Genomic DNA, 17,267 nt, shown 5'->3' with positions numbered 1-17,267 from the left:
GGGGAGGCGCGCTGATGGCGGTCACCGACGAGGCCATCGAGAGGATCAAGGAGATGATCGTCTCCGGGGCGCTGCGTCCCGGGGACCGGCTCCCCAAGGAGAGCGAACTCGCGGCCGAGCTGGGGCTGTCCCGTAACTCCCTGCGGGAGGCCGTCCGCGCGCTCTCCCTGATCCGCATCCTCGACGTCCGTCAGGGCGACGGCACCTACGTCACCAGCCTCGACCCGCAGCTCCTGCTCGAAGCCCTCAGTTTCGTCGTGGACTTCCACCGCGACGACACCGTGCTCGAATTCCTCGCGGTCCGCCGCATTCTGGAACCCGCCGCCACCGCGATGGCCGCCGTACGCATCCCCGTCGAGGAGCTCGACGCCCTCGAAGGCAAGCTCGACGCGCTCGGCCCGCAGCCGTCCGTCGAGGAACTGGTCGCCTCCGACCTGGAATTCCACCGCGGCATCGTCCAGGGCTCGGGCAACTCCGTGCTCTGCTCCCTGCTCGACGGCCTGTCCGGGCCGACCACCCGCGCCCGTGTCTGGCGCGGCATCACCCAGGTCGACGCCGTCAGCCGCACGCTGCATGAGCACCGGGCCATCCTCACGGCGCTCCGGGACCGCGACGCCGAGGCCGCCCGATCCTGGGCGACGGTCCACGTCGCCAGTGTCGAGCAATGGCTCCGCTCAACCCTCTAACCCTCCGGGCGGGAGGTGCCCCCAGCGCCCCTACGGGGCGACGTCGAGCCCATAGAGCCGCGCCGCGTTGCGGCCGAAGAGGGCGTCGCGGTCGGCGGGGGTGAGCGGGGCGGCGGCGGACTCGGCGAGGGCGACGACGGAGGAGTAGTCGGCGGCGAGGGTGCAGACGGGCCAGTCGGAGCCGAAGAGGAGGCGGTCGGGACCGAAGGCGGCCAGGAGATGGCGGGCGTAGGGCAGCACGTCAGCGACGCGCCACCGGCCCCAATCGGCCTCCGTGACAAGCCCGGAGAGCTTGCACCAGACGTTCGGCAGGGCCGCGAGCGAGGTCACCAAGGCACCCCACGGCTCCCGTTCGCCGGAGGCGACCGGCGGCTTGGCGCCGTGGTCGAGAACGAACCGCGCCTCGGGCAGCGCCCGCACCGTGTCGATGGCGACGGGGAGCTGGTCGACGGTGACGAGCAGGTCGTAGACGAGCCCCGCGGCGCCGACGGCGGCGAGGCCGGACCTGACGTCGGCGCGCGCCAGCCAGCCGGGGTCGGCCTCGTCCTGGACCTGGTGCCGTATGCCGACCAGGGGTCCGAGCGCGGCCAACGCGGCCAGGGTGCCGGGGAGTTCGGGCGAGGTGAGGTCGGCCCAGCCGACGACCCCGGCGACCCGGCCGCCGGAGTCGCGGGCGAGGGCGAGGAGTTCGCGGGTCTCGTCGAGCGAGGAGCTGGACTGGACGAGCACGGTGGCGTCGATCCCGTGCGCGTCCAGCAGCGGAAGGAGGTCCGCGAGGCGGAACGTCCGGGCGATGGGGTCGAGTTCGGCCCCGGTCAGCCACGGCTGGGGGCGCCGTTCGAGATCCCACAGATGGTGGTGGGCGTCGATCCGCATCGGGTCAGGCCCCCTCGGCGGGAGCCCTGAGCGGCAGCGGCACGTCCTTGTCCAGCAGCCCGCGGGCGACCAGCGCGTGCCAGAGCGCGTCCGGGATGTCGTACGAGAACAGCTCCGCGTTGTCGCGCACCTCGGCGGCGTTCGCGGCGCCCACCACGGCCGAGATCACCGAGGGGTGCGCGAAGGGGTAGCGCAGCGCGGCGGCCCGCAGCGGGACGTCGAACTCGGCGCAGACCGCGGCCATCCGCTGGGCGCGGGCCAGGATCTCCGGTGGCGCTTCGACGTAGTCGTAGTGCGTGCCGGGCCGCGGGTCGGCCAGCAGGCCCGAGTTGTAGACGCCGCCCACGACGACCTTCGTACCGCGCCGTTCGCAGACCGGCAGCAGGTCGTCCAGCGCGGTGCGTTCCAGCAGCGTCCACCGGCCCGCGCACAGCACGACGTCGACGTCGAGGTCCGCGACGAGGCGGGCGAGGATGCCGCTGTAGTTCATGCCGAAGCCGATGGCCTTGACCACGCCCTGGTCGCGCAGGTCGGCCAGGGCGGCGAAGCCGGTGTCGTAGATCTCGGGCAGGTGGTCCTCGGGGTCGTGCAGGTAGACGATGTCGACGGCGTCCACACCGAGCCGTTCCAGGGAACCCTCCAGCGTGGCGCGGATGCCGTCGGCGGTGTAGTCCCACTCCCGCGCGCGGGCCGGGGAGTCGGTGTAGCCCTGGTCGTCCGGGGCCTCGCCCAGCCGCAGGTCGCGCAGCCTGCGGCCGACCTTGGTGGAGAGCACGTACGAGGAGCGGTGCCGTCCGGCCAGCGCCCGGCCGAGCCGCTCCTCGGACCGGCCGAGGCCGTAGTGCGGCGCCGTGTCGAGGTACACGGGCCCCGCGGCCCCCGTCTCGAAGGCGGCGGCCACGGTGGCCTCGGCCTCCTCCTCGGTGACGGCGCGGTAGAGGTTGCCCAGCGGCGCGCAGCCGAGGCCGAGCCGGGGCAGTACCGGTACGGGCATGGTGACGTTCTCTCCCTCGGGTTCCATCATTGCGAACAGGGTCAGTCCTGCTTCTCGCCGCTCGCGAAGCGGGAGATGATCAGCGCGACGATGATGATCGCACCGTAGAGGAACTTGTCCCACAGCGGCGGCACACCTCCCAGCGTCGTGACGTTGACGACGAGTTGGAGCGCGACGACACCGGTCAGGGCGCCGAAGAGGGTGCCCTTGCCGCCGTTGAGGCTGACGCCGCCGATCACGGTGGCGGCGAAGACCTGGAAGATCCAGCCGTTGCCCTGGGTCGAGGAGATCGCGCCGTAGTGGCCGACGTAGAGCACACCGGCGAAGGCGGCGAGCAGCCCCGCGACGGCGAGGACGACCCAGGTGATGAGGTCCACCCGGATACCGGCCGCGCGGGCCGCCTCCTTGTTGCCGCCGATCGCGTAGAGCGCCCGGCCGTGCCGCAGATAGCCGAGCGCCAGGCCGCCGAGGACGAAGAGCACCAGGCAGATCCAGACCGCGGCCGGGGCGCCGAGCCAGGACGCGCCGCCGAGGTAGGAGAAGGACGCGGGCACCTCGACGATGGACTTGCCCTGGGATATGCCGTCCTGGAGGCCGCGGAGCATGGTCAGCATGCCGAGGGTGGCGATGAAGCCGTTGACCCGCAGTTTCAGGATCAGGAATCCGTTGAAGCCGCCGATGAGCACGCCCACCAGCAGGCAGAGCGGGATCGAGGACCAGCCGGGCAGCAGCCCGATGCCGTGGTAGGTGGCGGAGCCGGTGCTCGGCATCACCAGCCACATGGCGATCACCGGGGCCACGCCGATGGTGGACTCCAGCGACAGGTCCATCCGGCCGGAGATCAGGATCATCGCCTCGCCGAGCACCAACAGGCTCAGCTCGCTGCACTGCTGGAGGACGCCGAGGAGATTGTCCGAGGTCAGGAAGGTGGGCGACACGATGAAGCCGATGACGCCCAGCAGCAGGATCACCGGCAGCAGGGACAGGTCCCGGTAGCGGGTGAGCTGGATACGCGGCGCCGGCCGCCGGGTCTTGTCCGGTACCGCCACATCGGCGGTCAACTGACTGGTGTCACTCATTCCTCGGCTCCCTCGTCGCCGCCCGGGGGCGGCATGTCGCCGCCGGATGGCAGCCCGTCGCCGCCCGAGGGCAGCCCTTCCATGGCCGAGACCAGGTCCCGGTCGCTCCATCCGCTGCCGAACTCGGCGATCACCCGTCCGTGGAAGAGCGCGATCACCCGGTCGCAGACCCGCAGGTCGTCCAGTTCGTCGGAGACGATGACGGCGGCGTCGCCGCGGTCCGCGACGCCTCTGACCACGCCGAGCAGCGCGTCCTTGGACTTCACGTCCACGCCCGCGGTGGGGCGGACGGCCACCAGCACGCGCGGCTCGCGGGCCAGGGCGCGGGCGATGACGACCTTCTGCTGGTTGCCGCCGGACAGGTCGGCCACCGGCTGGGCCGGTCCCGAGGTCTTGATGTCCAGCGAGCTGATCATGCGCTGTGCGAATTCCCTGGTCCTGGACGGCAGGACCGTGCCGTACGGGCCGAGTTGGTCGGTCACGGTGAGAGTGGCGTTCTCCGCGACGCTGCGGCCGAGCACCAGGCCCTGCCGGTGCCGGTCCTCGGGTACGTAGCCGATCCCGGCGCCGAGCGCGTGCGGGACGCTGCCGGGGCGTACGGCCTTGCCCGCGACCAGGGTCCGGCCGCCGGTGGCCTTGCGCAGCCCGACCAGGGTCTCACCGAGCGCGGTGTTGCCGCTGGCGGTGGCCCCGGCCAGGCCCAGCACCTCGCCGGGGCGTACGGCGAAGTCGATGCTGTCGAAGGCGCCGTCGAGCACGAGCCCTTCGGCGCGCAGGACGGCGTCACCGGTGTCCGTGGCGCCCTTGGAGACCGAGACCGACGCCGAGGGGGACAGCGCCTTGGACGCCGACTCGTCGGCCGACCCCCGTGCGTGCCAGCCCAGTTCGGCCCGCGCCGCCTCACCGGTCATCGCCTCGACCAGTTCCGCCTTGCTCAACTCGGCGACGGGCGCGGTCACGACGTGGCGGGCGTCACGGTAGACCGTGACGGTGCTGCACAGGTCGTAGACCTCCTGGAGGTGGTGCGAGATGAACAGGAAGGCCACGCCCTGCTGTTGGAGGCCGCGCAGCTTGGTGAAGAGCCGCTCGATGCCCGCCGCGTCGAGCTGCGCGGTGGGCTCGTCCAGGATGATGAAGCGCGCGCCGAAGGACAGCGCCCGCGCGATCTCCACGAACTGCCCCTGCTCGACGGTGAGATCACCGGCCCGCGCGGTCGGATCGACGTCGACCCCGTACTCGGCGAGCAGGTCGCGGGCCCGGCCGCGCAGGGCGGACCAGCGGATCCGGCCGCGGCCGAATCTGTTCAGGAACAGATTCTCCGCGACCGTCAGATCGGGGACGACCATCGACTTCTGGTAGACACAGGCCACTTTGGACTGCCAGGCGGCGGTGTCGCCGGGCGCGGGGGCGGGCTTCCCGAGGAAGGAGACCCGCCCGGCGTCCGGGGCGTGCAGCCCGGTCAGCACGGAGACCAGGGTGGACTTGCCCGCCCCGTTGCGGCCGACGAGCGCGTGCGAGTCGCCGGCCGCGACGGTGATGCCCACCCGGTCCAGGGCCACGGTGGCCCCGAACCGTTTGACGATGCCCTCCGCGTGGACCGCGGGGGGCGGTACGGCCTCGGCCATGGCTCAGCTCTTCCCGAGCTGGTTGGCCCACAGGCTCGCGTCGTCCACGTTGTCCTTGGTGACCAGCGGCGCGGGGAGCTGGTCCTCGAGTCCGTTGGGGATCGTGATGATCGTGGAGTCGTGGTCGGTCGGGCCCGGCTGGAAGGTCTTCCCGGCCAGTGCCTCCTTGGCGTAGTACAGCGCGTACTTCGCGTAGAGGTCGGCGGGCTGGGAGATGGTGGCGTCGATCTGCCCGGCCTTGATGGCCTTGAACTCCTCGGGGATGCCGTCGTTGGAGATGATCGTGATGTGTCCTGGCGTGCCCGGCGGCTTGAGCAGGTTCTTCTGCTGGAGCAGCGCGAGGGTCGGCTGGAGGAAGACCCCGCCTGCCTGCATGTAGATGCCGTTCAGGTCCGGGTCGGCGGCCAGCGTGGTCTGGAGCTTGGCCGAGGCGGTGGCGCCGTCCCAGTTGGTGACCAGCGGGATCACCTTGATGTTCGGGAATTTGCTCTTCATGCAGGCGGCGAACGCCTCCGAGCGGTCCCGGCCGTTGATCGAGGACAGGTCGCCCTCGAACTCCGCGACCTTGCCCTTGCCCTTGAGCTGTTCACCCAGGTATTCGCACGCCTTCGTGCCGTACGCCTTGTTGTCCGCGCGGACGACCATGTACACCGGGCCCTTGTCGGGGCGGGTGTCGACGCTGACCACCGGGATCTTCTTCTTGGCCATCTGTTCCAGGGTGGAGGCGATGGCGCCGGTGTCCTGCGGGGCCATCACGATCGCCTTGGCGCCCTCGTTGGCGAAGCTCTGCACGTTCGCGACGAGCTTGCCGATGTCGTTCTGCGAGTTGGTGCGGGGCAGGGCCGAGACGTCACCGGCCTTGACGCCCTTTTCTATGTAGCTGTTGTACGAGTTCCAGAAGTCGCTGTCGGAGCGCGGCAGGTCGATGCCGACCTTGCCGGAGCTGCCCGCCTTGCTGTCGCTTCCCCGGTTGCAACCGGCGAGCGCGGTGACCGCGAGCAGTGCGGCACAGGCGGCCACGGTCGTTCTGCGCAGTCTCATCGTCGAGCCCTGCCCTTCGGATTGTGTGTCGGCTCTGCGGGGGATGTGATGCGGAGGAAGTGGTGCGGCGGATGTGGTGCGGCGGATGTGGTGCGGGGCGATCTCTGTGAAGGTCAGCTTCCGGCGGGTCGCAGACGCAGTCCCTGCATTCCGCCGTCGACGGCGAGCGCGGTTCCGGTCACGCTCGCCGCGGCGGGACTCGCCAGGTAGACGATGGCCGCGGCGACCTCCTCGGCGGACACCAGCCGTCCCAGCGGCTGGCGTGCGTCGAGTGCCGCGCGCTCGGCGGCCGGGTCCTCGGCCTGGCCGAGGAGGCGGCCGATCCAGGGGGTGTCGGCGGTTCCGGGGTTCACGCAGTTGACCCGTACGCCCTCGCGTACGTGGTCGGCGGCCATCGCCAGGGTGAGGGCGAGCACCGCGCCCTTGCTCGCGCTGTACAGCGCCCGCTGCGGCAGTCCCGCGGTCGCGACGATCGAGCAGGTGTGGGTGATGGAGGCGCTGCCCGGCCGGGCGGCGGCGGCCTTGCGCAGGTGCGGCAGGGCGGCGCGGGCGGTCCGCATCATGCCCAGGACGTTGATGTCCAGCACCCGCCGCCACTCGTCGTCCGGGTTGTCCTCGACGGTGCCGACGGCGCCGATCCCGGCGTTGCTCACCACGATGTGCAGGCTGCCGAGTTCGGCGACGGCCGCGCCGACCGCGGCCCGTACGTCCGCGTCCGAGGTGACGTCGGCGGTGACGGGGACGGTGCCGCCCGGCGCGCCCGCGGTGTCGCGGTCGAGTACGGCGACGCGCGCGCCGCGGGCGGTCAGCAGCGCCGCGGTGGCGGCGCCGATCCCGGAGGCGCCGCCGGTGACGAGGGCGGTGAGGCCCGCGAGGTCCTGCGCGGCGGAGGCGGCGTGCGTCGGATCGGCGCTGGTGCTCATCGGGTCAGCTCCTGTCGGGCCTGTCGCGCCTGCCACACCGGGCCGTCCGGGTAGCGGTAGTCGGCGAGCGACTCCGGGACCATACGGGCGGAGAAGCCGGGCGCGGCGGGGGCGCGGTAGCGGCCGTGGTCCATCACCACGGGATCGGTGAAGTGTTCGTGCAGGTGCGGGACGTACTCGATCACCCGGTTGTCCCAGGTGCCGGAGACGGCGACGTAGTCGAACATCGACAGGTGCTGGACGAGTTCGCACAGGCCCACGCCGCCGGCGTGCGGGCAGACCGGGACGCCGAATTTGGCGGCGAGCAGCAGGATCGCGATGTTCTCGTTGACCCCGGCGACGCGGGCCGCGTCGATCTGGACGAAGTCCACCGCGCCGGCCTGGAGGAGCTGCTTGAACACCACGCGGTTGGCGACGTGTTCGCCGGTCGCGACCGGCACCGGCTGGCCCGCGCGGATCGCGGCGTGCGCGAGGACGTCGTCGGGGCTGGTCGGCTCCTCGATCCAGTACGGGTCGAAGGGCGCCAGCGCCCGCATCCAGCCCACGGCCTCTGACACGTCCCAGCGCTGGTTGGCGTCGACCGCGATCCTGATGTCGGGGCCGACCGCGTCGCGGGCCAGTCGCATCCGGCGCAGGTCGTCGTCGAGGTCGCCGCCCACCTTGAGCTTGATCTGCTGGAAGCCCGCGGCGACGGCCTCCTTCGACAGCCGGGTCAGCTTGTCGTCGGAGTAGCCGATCCAGCCGGGTTCCGTGGTGTAGGCGGGGTAGCCGCGGCGGCGCAGTTCGGCGGCGCGCTCGGCGCGGCCCGGCTCGGCGCGGCGCAGGATCTCCAGGGCCTCGTCGCGGGTCATGGCGTCGCTGAGGTAGCGGAAGTCGACCATGTCCACGAGCTGTTCCGGGCTCATCCCGGCCAGCAGTTCCCAGACCGGCAGTCCGGCCCGGCGGGCGGCCAGGTCCCAGGCGGCGTTGACCACCGCCCCGGCGGCCATGTGCATCACTCCCTTCTCCGGGCCGAGCCAGCGCAGTTGGGAGTCGTGGGTGAGCAGCCGGTAGAAGGCGCCAAGATCACCCGTGACGCTGTCCACCGAGCGGCCGACCACGTAAGGTCGCAGTGTCCTGATCGCCGCGGCGACGACGTCGTTGCCGCGCCCGATCGTGAAGCAGAGACCGTGACCCGCCAGGCCGCCGGGCGAGTCCGTACGGAGCATGACGTAGGCGGCGGAGTAGTCGGGGTCGGGGTTCATGGCGTCCGAGCCGTCGAGCTGCTCCGAGGTCGGAAAGCGGATGTCGTACACGTCGACCTCGGTAATGGTCGGACTCATGCACACCCCCGTCGTGAGACATCGGATCTTTTCTTGATGATCCGATGTATAGCGGCGCGCGGGGCCGGAAGTCCAGGGGTGGGGCCAAATTTCGTGGGGCAACAGATCGGATGTCTCACCTGGTGGCGCTGCCGGTGACTCATCGGGGGCCGCGCTGGGGATCATCCAGCTACGAGAACCACGGCACCGGCCTCCGTACGCCGTAGGCTGGTGCCGCACGTGCAGGAACAGCAGCCGGTACGGGGACGGCACCGCCCCCTCCGGTCGGAAGGAGGCGCTGGGTGATCGAGCTCGAGGGGGTACCCGAGCTGATCGACCCGGTCATGGTGGCCGCGTTCGAGGGCTGGAACGACGCCGGGGACGCCGCCTCGACCGCGGTCGGGCACATGGACCGGGAGTTCAAGGGCGAGGTCTTCGCGGCGCTCGACGCCGAGGACTACTACGACTTCCAGGTGAACCGCCCCACGGTCTGGATGGACGCCGGGGTACGGCGGGTCGTATGGCCCACCACCCGGCTCTCGGTCGTCAGGATCACGACGCCCAAGCCCCGCGACCTGGTGCTGGTCCGCGGTATCGAGCCCAGCATGCGCTGGCGCTCGTTCTGCAACGAGATCCTGGGCTTCGCCCACGAGCTGGGCGTCGAGATGGTCGTGGTGCTGGGCGCGCTGCTCGGCGACACCCCGCACACCCGGCCGGTCCCGGTCACCGGGGTGACCTCGGACCCCGACCTGGCGACGACGCTCAATCTGGAGGAGTCGCGCTACGAGGGGCCGACCGGCATCGTCGGCATCCTCCAGGAGGCGTGCACGCACGCGGGCATCCCCGCGGTGAGCCTGTGGGCGGCGGTGCCGCACTATGTGTCGCAGCCGCCCAATCCCAAGGCCACCCTGGCGCTGCTCAACCGCCTTGAGGACCTGCTCGACCTGCGCATCCCGCAGGGCGAGCTGCCCGAGGACGCGCGCGCGTGGCAGGTCGGCGTGGACCAGCTCGCGGCCGAGGACAGCGAGGTCGCGGAGTACGTCCAGACGCTGGAGGAGGCGCGGGACACCGCGGAGCTGCCCGAGGCGTCGGGTGAGGCCATCGCCAAGGAGTTCGAGCGCTATCTGCGCCGCCGCGACCCGCAGGCCGGGGAGTACGCGAGCGAGGGCGACGGCGGGGTGCCGCAGTTCCGGGACCGTGCGCAGTCGCCGCGGCTGGACCCGGACAGCGGCGCGGGCGCGGGCACGGATACCGATACGGACGACGGCGTCGGCAAGGACGCCGTGGCCGAGGCCGACACCGAGGCCGACGCCGAACGGGAGGCCGACGCCGCCAAGGACGGGGACAGGGACAGCGACCCGGACGGCGACGCGGACGGCCGCAAGGAGTAGACGGCGCGACGGACAGGGGTGAGGGGATGCGTCGCGCGCACCCCCTCTCCCGGAGGCGACCCCCGCCTCGGTCTCCTGGCCCGCGGGCGCCGAGACCACCGCGGCCGAGCCCGGCACGCGTGCGCCGAGCGCGCTGGAGCCCGCCGGCCTCGGACCACTCCAGTGCGCACTCTTGTTTGCATGAAGCGCGTTGCGGGCTACAGCGCGACTCCGAGCAGCGCGTCCACCGTTCGCGACACCAGACCGGGCGCGCCGGTCTCCGTGCCGCCGTCGGACTCCTGCGCCGCGGCCCAGCGGTCCACGGTGGCCAGGGCGCGCGGCGCGTCGAGGTCGTCGGCCAGCGCGTCGCGGATCTCTTCGAGCAGCGCGTCGGCGGACGGGCCGTCCGGCCGGGACACGGCGGCCCGCCAGCGGGCGAGCCGGTCGACGGCCTCGGCGAGCACGGCGTCAGTCCACTCCCAGTCGGAGCGGTAGTGGTGGGCGAGCAGCCCGAGCCGGATCGCCGCCGGGTCGACGCCGTCGCGCCGCAGCGTGGAGACGAAGACCAGGTTTCCCTTGGACTTCGACATCTTCTCGCCGTGCAGCGCGACCATCCCGGCGTGCACGTACGCCTTCGCGTACGGGTACTCGCCGGTGAGCGCCTGGGCGTGCGAGGCGCCCATCTCGTGGTGCGGGAAGGCCAGGTCGGAGCCGCCGCCCTGGACGTCGAAGCCCATGCCGAGGTGGTCCAGCGCGATGGCCACGCACTCGATGTGCCAGCCGGGGCGGCCGGGGCCGAGCGAGCCGCCGTCCCAGCTCGGCTCGCCCTCGCGGGCGCCCATCCACAGCATCGGGTCCAGCGGGTTCTTCTTGCCCGGCCGGTCCGGGTCGCCGCCGCGCTCGGCGGAGAGCACGCGCATCGTGGCGGCGTCGAGCCCGGAGACCTTGCCGAAGTCGGGGTCGGCGGCGATCGAGAAGTACGTGTCGACGCCGAGTTCGTACGCCGCGCCCGCGTCCCGCAGCCGCTCGATCAGCGGGACGATGCCCGGGATGGCCTCGACCGCGCCGATGTAGTGGGCGGGCGGCAGCATCCGCAGCGCGGTCATGTCCTCACGGAACAGCGCGGTCTCCCGCTCGGCCAGTTCGACCCAGTCGACGTCGGTCGCGTTGGCCCGCTCCAGCAGCGGATCGTCGATGTCCGTGACGTTCTGGACGTATTCCACCTGGCGCTTCGTGTCGAGCCACACGCGCTGCACGAGGTCGAACGCGTTGTACGTGGCCGCGTGCCCCAGGTGAGTGGCGTCGTAGGGGGTGATCCCGCAGACGTAGATCCGGGCCACCGGGCCCGGATCGATCGTCAGCGGCCCACCGGTCGCGGTGTCGTGGAGACGGAGTGCGCGTCCAGTGCCGGGAAGGGCGGGGACGTCGGAAGCGGGCCAGGCATGCATGTCATGAGATTAACCGTGGAGACGACTGGCAAACGAACCGGAGCTGGGGCAATGCCGGACGAGGCAGTTCGGGCGCGCTGCCGCGACGGTCTCTCGGACGGCCCGGAGCGCCCCGTGTCAGACCGGCGGCCAGGGGATCGACGGCCACTCGCCGCCGGGCTCGGGATGCACTCCCGACCGCAGCAGCCGCTCGGTCCTGGCCCGTACGGCGGCCGTCTCCGCGGGGGTGATCAGCTCGGCGAGCCGGTCGCCGAGCGCCCCCGACAGCTCCGACTGGAGCTTGCGCAGGACGTCCACGGCCTCGTCCGGCAGCGGCTCGCCCGCCCAGCCCCACAGCAGGGTGCGCAGCTTGTCCTCGGTGTGGAACGTCACTCCGTGGTCGATGCCGTAGAGCCGCCCGTCGGCGGTCTGGAGCAGGTGGCCGCCCTTGCGGTCGGCGTTGTTGATGACGGCGTCCAGCACGGCCAGGCGGCGCAGGCGTATGTCGTCGGCGTGCACCAGCAGGGCGGTGCGGCCGTTCTCCAGTCGGGCCTCGACGACGGGCTTCCAGCCGGGGGCGGGCTCGGTGTCCTCGGTCAGCCCGAAGAGTTCCGGCTGCGCGGGGTCGGCGTCGGCGTCCGGGGCCTCGCCACCGTCGTGGCCGGCTTCCGTGTCCGTGTCCGTGTCCGTGTCCGGGCCCGTGTCCGCGGTCAGGTCCGGCGGGTCGATCCAGAGCTGGACCATGCCCTCGCCGTACGGTCCGTCGCGCAGCACGGTGGGCGGCACCAGGCCCCAGCCGGTCGCCTCGGAGACCAGGTACGCGGCCACCTCGCGCTGGGCCAGGGTGCCGTCGGGGAAGTCCCACAGCGGGCGTTCACCGGCCACCGGCTTGTACACGCAGGCGAGGGTGCGGCCCTCGTACTCGGTCTCGCAGAACAGCACCGCGTTGGAGGCGTCGCGCACCTGGCCGCGCACGGTCAGCTCGCCGTGGACGAGGGCCTCCGTGCCGGGGCTCAGGCCGACCTCCGGTACCCGTTCTGACGCGGGCATACGTGTCCTTCCGGGTCCAGGGGGAGGCTGCACAGCGGGCACGGCGGGCGCCCCGCGGAGACGACGTCGAGCGCGCGCTTGGCGAAGGAGCGGGCCTGGGCGCCGGTCAGCAGGACGCGCAGCAGCGGTGGGCCGTTCTCGTCGTCCTGGAGCAGCTCTTCCTCGGCCGCCTCCAGGTCGTCCTCGTCCTCACCGGACAGCTCGACCAGCGCCTGCGCCTCGATGACCATCCGCTCGTGGGCGCCGTCCCAGGCCAGGGCCATGGTGCCGACCCGGAACTCCTCCTCGACGGGGGCGTCCAGCGGGGCGGAGTCGGCCAGTTCCGCGGGGGCGACGGCGGGCACCGAGGCGTTGCCGCCCGACCTGCGCACCACCTCGTCCAGCAGCTCGTCCACCCGCTCGGCGAGCGCCGCGACCTGCGTCTTCTCCAGCGCCACGCTGGTGGTCCTGCCCGACGCGGTGGCCTGGAGGAAGAAGGTCCGCTGACCCGGCTGGCCGACTGTCCCGGCCACGAAACGGTCCGGCTGCTCGTAGAAGAAGACCTGACGGGGCACGTCCCGCTCCGTTATCTCGACTGAATCGCTGCTTTGGTGCGATGCGTTCTGGTGGCATTCACTGGTTCCGCTGCCGGTCCCCCACCCTACTGCGGAAGCTGATCACAGGGCGCCGGTGGAGCCTCCGACGACCGCGTCGTCCTCGTTGTCCTGCGGCTTGTCCCGCGGCGGGGGCGGGACCAGCGGGGTGAGGTCGCCGGTGTCGCCGAGGCGGAGCAGGAAGGGGCGGTACGGGGTGTAGCGGATGACGGTCACCGAGCAGGGGTCGGTGCTGATCCGCTGGAAGAGGTCCAGGTGCATGCCGAGCGCGTCGGCGGCCAGCGACTTGATGATGTCGCCGTGCGAGCACACCAGATACAGCGCGTCGGGCCCGTGCTCGGCCTCGATCCTGGCGTTCCAGTCGCGCACGGCGTCCACCGCGCGGGCCTGCATCGCGCGCAGCGACTCGCCGTTCTCCCCGGGGAAGACGGCCGCCGACGGGTGCCGCTGGACGGTCGCCCACATCGGCTCCTCCGCCAGTTCGGCCAGCTTGCGGCCCGTCCAGTCGCCGTAGTGGCACTCGCCGACCCGCTCGTCGGTGTGCAGCGGCAACTCGGGGCGCGTGTCGAGCAGCGGTCCTACGGTCTCCTGACAGCGTTGCAGCGGACTGCACACGACGGCGGCGAGCGGCAGTGCGGCGAGCCGGGCGGCGAGCACGGTGGCCTGGGCCCGGCCGGTGTCGTCCAGGGCGACGCCCGGACTCCATCCGGCCAGCACTCCGTCGGCGTTGGCGGTCGACCGGCCGTGCCGGACAAGGATCACGGTGGGCATGCCCGCCACCGTAACCCTTCCGGCGCCGACCCGTTGTGCTGGGTGACGGCCGTGGCGGGGAAGATCCCCCCGAGCCCCCACCACGGCCGCTGAACTCCCTGCGATCCACTGCCCCCGACTCAGGTTCTGTCCGGCGGATGAAGAACGGCCCCTTCGGCCCCAGGCACGCGCCCCGGACTTCTCCGGGGGCCGCCCCCACCGCCGCGTTGCCGAAATGGCCTCATAGCTCCGCTACGAGGACATCCCGGCGCCTTGCGCTCGCACACACAGGCACCGCCTGAACCGCCCGTGATCCGCCGGACAGAACCTCGCCCTCGCCGACTTGCCTCATAGGTAAGGTCTAGGGGTCGGGGGGCCCTTCAGTTTTCGGGCAGCAGTCGGGATGGCGAAGCAGGTGGAGATGTTCAGCAAGGCGACGAGGAGCCGTCCGAGCGCGCGCCGGAGTGGTCCGGCCGGCTCTGACTGGTCTCCGTACGGCCGCCTGGAGGACGCCGCCGACGCGTATTTCCTGCACGCGGACGTCGCGCTCGACGCCATCGAGGGTGTGCTGGGCCGCCGCCGGGTGCGCGGCTTCACCCTGGAGCGGGTGGTCGACCTGACCGAGGCGGGCACCTCGGTGTGGCAGGAGGCCGCGGTGTGCGACGGGCGGCGGCTGATCCTGTGGCACAGCGAGGAGTTGGCGGACGACAAGGCGCCGGGCGGCACCGTACTGGACTCGTCGGTGCAGGTGCTGCCGCTGGACTCGATCGGGCACGTCGGGATGCGCACGCTGGTCGGCCGCGACGAGGACGGCCAGCGGATCGACCGCGGGGTCTATCTGGTGCTGGCCACCGCGATGCCGCACGAGATGAGCGCGGTGCAGGCCGACCCGGACTCGCCGCTGCCGGTCGCCTCCGCCAAATTCCGCCCCGAGGCGTTCCGTTTCAGCAAGTCCCTGGACGACGGCGGCGCCGGGCAGATAGCACGACTGATCGCCTTCGGGCGCCTGTTGGGGCGGCTGGTACCGAGCTGAGCGCTGGGCTGGGCTGGGCTGTGCTGTGGGCTGTGCTCCAGGGAGGGCGGGCGGCGAGCACGGCCCCGCGCGTGTCGAGCGGCACGGGGCCATGGCCGGCCCGTCGGCCCGGCCCGTCGTCACGTCCTCGCCCTACGCCCCCGTGAGCCCGGCCCGCTCCAGCGCTTCGACGCCCGCCCGTACGCCCGCGATCCGCTCGTCCCGGGTGAATCCGGCGGGCGTGATGTTGAGCGTGGTGACCCCGGCGTCGGCGTACTCGCGCAGCCGGTCCGCGATCCGGTCGACCGTGCCGAGCAGGCAGGTGGAGTCGATGAGGTCCTGCGGTACGGCCGCCCCCGCGCCGTTCTTGTCGCCCGCCAGGTACTTGTCCTGGATCTCGGCGGCCTCCTTCTCGTACCCCATGCGCCGCGCGAGCTGGTTGTAGAAGTTCTGCTTGCGGCTGCCCATGCCGCCGACGTACAGAGCGGTGTACGGGCGGAAGATGTCGGCCAGCGCCGGGACGTCCTCGCCGAGGGCGAGCGGCAGGGTCGGGCTGACGTCGAAGCCGTCCAGCGGCAGACCGGCCTTCTCGCGCCCGGCCCTGATGTGCCGCAGCGCGGTGTCCTCCAGGTGCGCGGCGGACGGGAAGATCAGCAGGGCACCGTCGGCGATCTCGCCGGTCTGCTCCAGGTTCTTCGGGCCGATTGCGGCGATGTAGAGCGGGATGTGCTCGCGCTCGGGGTGCACGGTGAGCTTGATCGGCTTGCCGGGGCCGCCGGGCAGCGGCAGCGTCCAGTGCTCGCCCTCGTAGCTCAGCCGCTCGCGGGACATCGCCTTGCGGACGATCTCCACGTACTCGCGGGTGCGGGAGAGCGGCTTGTCGAACTTGACGCCGTACCAGCCCTCGGAGACCTGCGGTCCCGACACGCCGAGGCCGAGACGGAACCGGCCGCCGGACAGCGAGTCCAGGGTCGCGGCCGTCATCGCCGTCATCGCGGGGGCACGCGCCGGGATCTGGAAGATCGCCGAGCCGACGTCGATCCGCTCGGTCTGCGCCGCGACCCAGGAGAGCACGGTGGGGCCGTCGGATCCGTACGCCTCCGCGGCCCAGCACACGTCGTAGCCGAGCCGGTCCGCCTCCTGGGCGACGGCGAGGTTGTCCGCGTCCATCCCGGCGCCCCAGTAGCCGAGGTTGATCCCGAGCCGCATACCGCTCCTCTTTCCGCCGCCGTGTCGTCGCTGTCGCGTCGCCGCTGTCATGCGCCCGCCGTCATGCCGTCGCCGTCATGCGTTCGCCGTCATGCGTTCGCCGTCATGCGTTCGCCGCCGTTCCCGCCCGAGATACTGGCGAGTAACGTCGTTGTATCTCCGGACTGTAGCGCCCCGCCGCGGCACGGGGCCCTGTCAGGTACGTCACTGCTGCCCATTCGGCCGGTGCGGGCAGTAATCTCAGCGCCCATGGAGCATAGGCACCTCGGCCGCACCGGGTTGCGCGTGTCCCGACTCGGGCTCGGCACGCTCACCTGGGGACGCAACACCGGCGAACGCGACGCCGCCGACCAGCTCAAGGCGTTCTGGGACGCCGGGGGCAGCCTGGTCGACACGGCGGACGTGTACTCCGACGGCGGCGCCGAGTATCTGCTCGGGCGGCTGATCGAGGATCTCGTGCCGCGGGCCGATCTGGTGATCTCCACCAAGGCGGGCAGCGTGCCGGACCCCGACCGGCGGTTCGACGCCTCGCGCGGACACCTGCTGTCCGCGCTCGACGCGTCCTTGCAGCGGCTCGGCACGGACTATGTCGACCTCTGGCAGGTGCACGCCTTCGACCCCGGTACGCCCATGGAGGAGACGCTCCAGGCGCTGGACATCGCGGTCAGTTCGGGCCGCGCGCGCTACGTAGGCGTCTCCAACTTCTGCGGCTGGCAGCTCGCCAAGGCCGCCGCGTGGCAGCTCGCCGCGCCCGGACGGACACCGCTGGCCAGTACGCAGATGGAGTACTCGCTCCTCCAGCGGGGCGTGGAGCGCGAGGTGCTGCCCGCCGCGATCGACCTCGGGGTCGGCCTGCTGCCCTCCTCGCCGCTCGGCCGCGGTGTGCTCACCGGCAAGTACCGCAACGGCACGCCGCCCGAGTCGCGCGGCGGCTCCGACGACATGGCCGCCTTCGTCGCCCCCTACCTCGACGAGACCGCCCGGCTCATCGTGGACGCCCTCGCGATAGCCGCCGACGGCCTGGCGGTCTCCCCGCTGCACGTCGCCCTCGCCTGGGTACGCGACCGGCCCGGTGTCGCCGCCCCCATCCTCGGCGCGCGCAACGCGCAGCAGCTCATCGCCTCGTTGTCAGTGGAGGCGCTTACGCTTCCGGAAGAGATCTGCCTGGCGCTCGACGACGTGTCAGCACCCCTGCACCGCTATCCGGACCACGACTGGAGCACGCTCTGAACGGCACGCAAGCCTCCCGCCGGTCCACCACCCCACGGAGGCCGCAGTGACCGAATCCCCGACCCCCTCGGGCTCTGACACCCCCCCGCCCCGCGCGGACG

Annotated in this window: 16 protein-coding genes; 4 read left to right on the top strand and 12 right to left on the bottom strand. The window is 72.0% G+C overall.

Annotation, left to right across the window (positions count from 1 at the left end):
- Positions 1-14: 14 nt before the first annotated feature.
- Complete coding sequence (locus tag BGM09_RS19725) at positions 15-686, top strand: FadR/GntR family transcriptional regulator (RefSeq protein WP_188282965.1); 672 nt, start codon at positions 15-17, stop codon at positions 684-686.
- A 30-nt stretch (positions 687-716) separates the two neighbouring features.
- On the opposite strand, the gene BGM09_RS19720 is transcribed toward BGM09_RS19725, so the two are convergent.
- The 7 genes from BGM09_RS19720 to BGM09_RS19690 form a co-directional block, all read right to left on the bottom strand.
- On the bottom strand, positions 717-1,562 hold the full coding sequence (locus BGM09_RS19720) for an amidohydrolase family protein (RefSeq protein ID WP_188282964.1): 846 nt from the start codon (positions 1,560-1,562) through the stop codon (positions 717-719).
- A gap of 4 nt (positions 1,563-1,566) precedes the next feature.
- On the bottom strand, positions 1,567-2,586 hold the full coding sequence (locus BGM09_RS19715) for an aldo/keto reductase (RefSeq protein WP_411158337.1): 1,020 nt from the start codon (positions 2,584-2,586) through the stop codon (positions 1,567-1,569).
- Between the two features lie 11 nt (positions 2,587-2,597).
- The gene (locus BGM09_RS19710) at positions 2,598-3,635 is read right to left on the bottom strand and encodes an ABC transporter permease (protein ID WP_188282963.1); all 1,038 of its coding nucleotides are present in this window, start codon (positions 3,633-3,635) and stop codon (positions 2,598-2,600) included.
- Positions 3,632-5,260 (bottom strand): sugar ABC transporter ATP-binding protein, encoded by a 1,629-nt coding sequence (locus BGM09_RS19705; RefSeq protein WP_188282962.1) that lies wholly within the window; start codon positions 5,258-5,260, stop codon positions 3,632-3,634. The genes BGM09_RS19710 and BGM09_RS19705 overlap by 4 nt, the downstream gene beginning before the upstream one ends.
- Positions 5,261-5,263: 3 nt before the next feature.
- Positions 5,264-6,301, bottom strand: coding sequence for a sugar ABC transporter substrate-binding protein (locus BGM09_RS19700; protein WP_188282961.1), 1,038 nt, complete (start codon positions 6,299-6,301; stop codon positions 5,264-5,266).
- Positions 6,302-6,414: 113 nt separating this feature from the next.
- Positions 6,415-7,224, bottom strand: coding sequence for an SDR family NAD(P)-dependent oxidoreductase (locus BGM09_RS19695; protein ID WP_188282960.1), 810 nt, complete (start codon positions 7,222-7,224; stop codon positions 6,415-6,417).
- Positions 7,221-8,546: an L-fuconate dehydratase gene (locus BGM09_RS19690; RefSeq protein ID WP_188282959.1), complete on the bottom strand. Its 1,326-nt coding sequence runs from the start codon at positions 8,544-8,546 to the stop codon at positions 7,221-7,223. Before BGM09_RS19690 ends, BGM09_RS19695 begins: the two co-directional genes overlap by 4 nt.
- Positions 8,547-8,827: 281 nt before the next feature.
- On the opposite strand from BGM09_RS19690, the gene BGM09_RS19685 reads away from it, so the two are divergent.
- On the top strand, positions 8,828-9,916 hold the full coding sequence (locus BGM09_RS19685) for a PAC2 family protein (protein ID WP_188282958.1): 1,089 nt from the start codon (positions 8,828-8,830) through the stop codon (positions 9,914-9,916).
- A gap of 197 nt (positions 9,917-10,113) precedes the next feature.
- On the opposite strand, the gene mshC is transcribed toward BGM09_RS19685, so the two are convergent.
- The 4 genes from mshC to BGM09_RS19665 form a co-directional block, all read right to left on the bottom strand.
- Positions 10,114-11,343, bottom strand: coding sequence for a cysteine--1-D-myo-inosityl 2-amino-2-deoxy-alpha-D-glucopyranoside ligase (gene mshC / locus BGM09_RS19680; RefSeq protein WP_188282957.1), 1,230 nt, complete (start codon positions 11,341-11,343; stop codon positions 10,114-10,116).
- Between the two features lie 117 nt (positions 11,344-11,460).
- Entirely contained in the window at positions 11,461-12,372 is a 912-nt protein-coding gene (locus BGM09_RS19675; RefSeq protein WP_188282956.1) for an SCO1664 family protein, read from the bottom strand.
- On the bottom strand, positions 12,336-12,926 hold the full coding sequence (locus BGM09_RS19670) for a DUF3090 domain-containing protein (RefSeq protein WP_188282955.1): 591 nt from the start codon (positions 12,924-12,926) through the stop codon (positions 12,336-12,338). Before BGM09_RS19670 ends, BGM09_RS19675 begins: the two co-directional genes overlap by 37 nt.
- Before the next feature lie 102 nt (positions 12,927-13,028).
- The gene (locus BGM09_RS19665) at positions 13,029-13,736 is read right to left on the bottom strand and encodes a histidine phosphatase family protein (protein ID WP_188282954.1); all 708 of its coding nucleotides are present in this window, start codon (positions 13,734-13,736) and stop codon (positions 13,029-13,031) included.
- Positions 13,737-14,118: 382 nt separating this feature from the next.
- Between BGM09_RS19665 and BGM09_RS19660 the strand changes: the two genes are divergently transcribed.
- Entirely contained in the window at positions 14,119-14,748 is a 630-nt protein-coding gene (locus tag BGM09_RS19660) for a hypothetical protein (protein WP_223187294.1), read from the top strand.
- Positions 14,749-14,880: 132 nt separating this feature from the next.
- Here the strand turns inward: BGM09_RS19660 and BGM09_RS19655 are convergent, their stop codons facing one another.
- Positions 14,881-15,936 (bottom strand): LLM class F420-dependent oxidoreductase, encoded by a 1,056-nt coding sequence (locus tag BGM09_RS19655; RefSeq protein ID WP_188282953.1) that lies wholly within the window; start codon positions 15,934-15,936, stop codon positions 14,881-14,883.
- Positions 15,937-16,185: 249 nt separating this feature from the next.
- Here BGM09_RS19655 and BGM09_RS19650 point away from each other — a divergent pair, with 249 nt between their 5' ends.
- Positions 16,186-17,166, top strand: a complete 981-nt coding sequence (locus BGM09_RS19650; RefSeq protein ID WP_188282952.1) for an aldo/keto reductase — start codon at positions 16,186-16,188, stop codon at positions 17,164-17,166.
- The last annotated feature ends 101 nt before the right edge of the window (positions 17,167-17,267 follow it).

Source organism: Streptomyces sp. CBMA29, from assembly GCF_014596445.1.
In the GTDB taxonomy this organism is placed as follows: Bacteria; Actinomycetota; Actinomycetes; order Streptomycetales; family Streptomycetaceae; genus Actinacidiphila.
The sequence above is the reverse complement of the archived record's forward strand: the minus strand, read 5'-3'. Positions and strand labels throughout refer to the sequence as shown.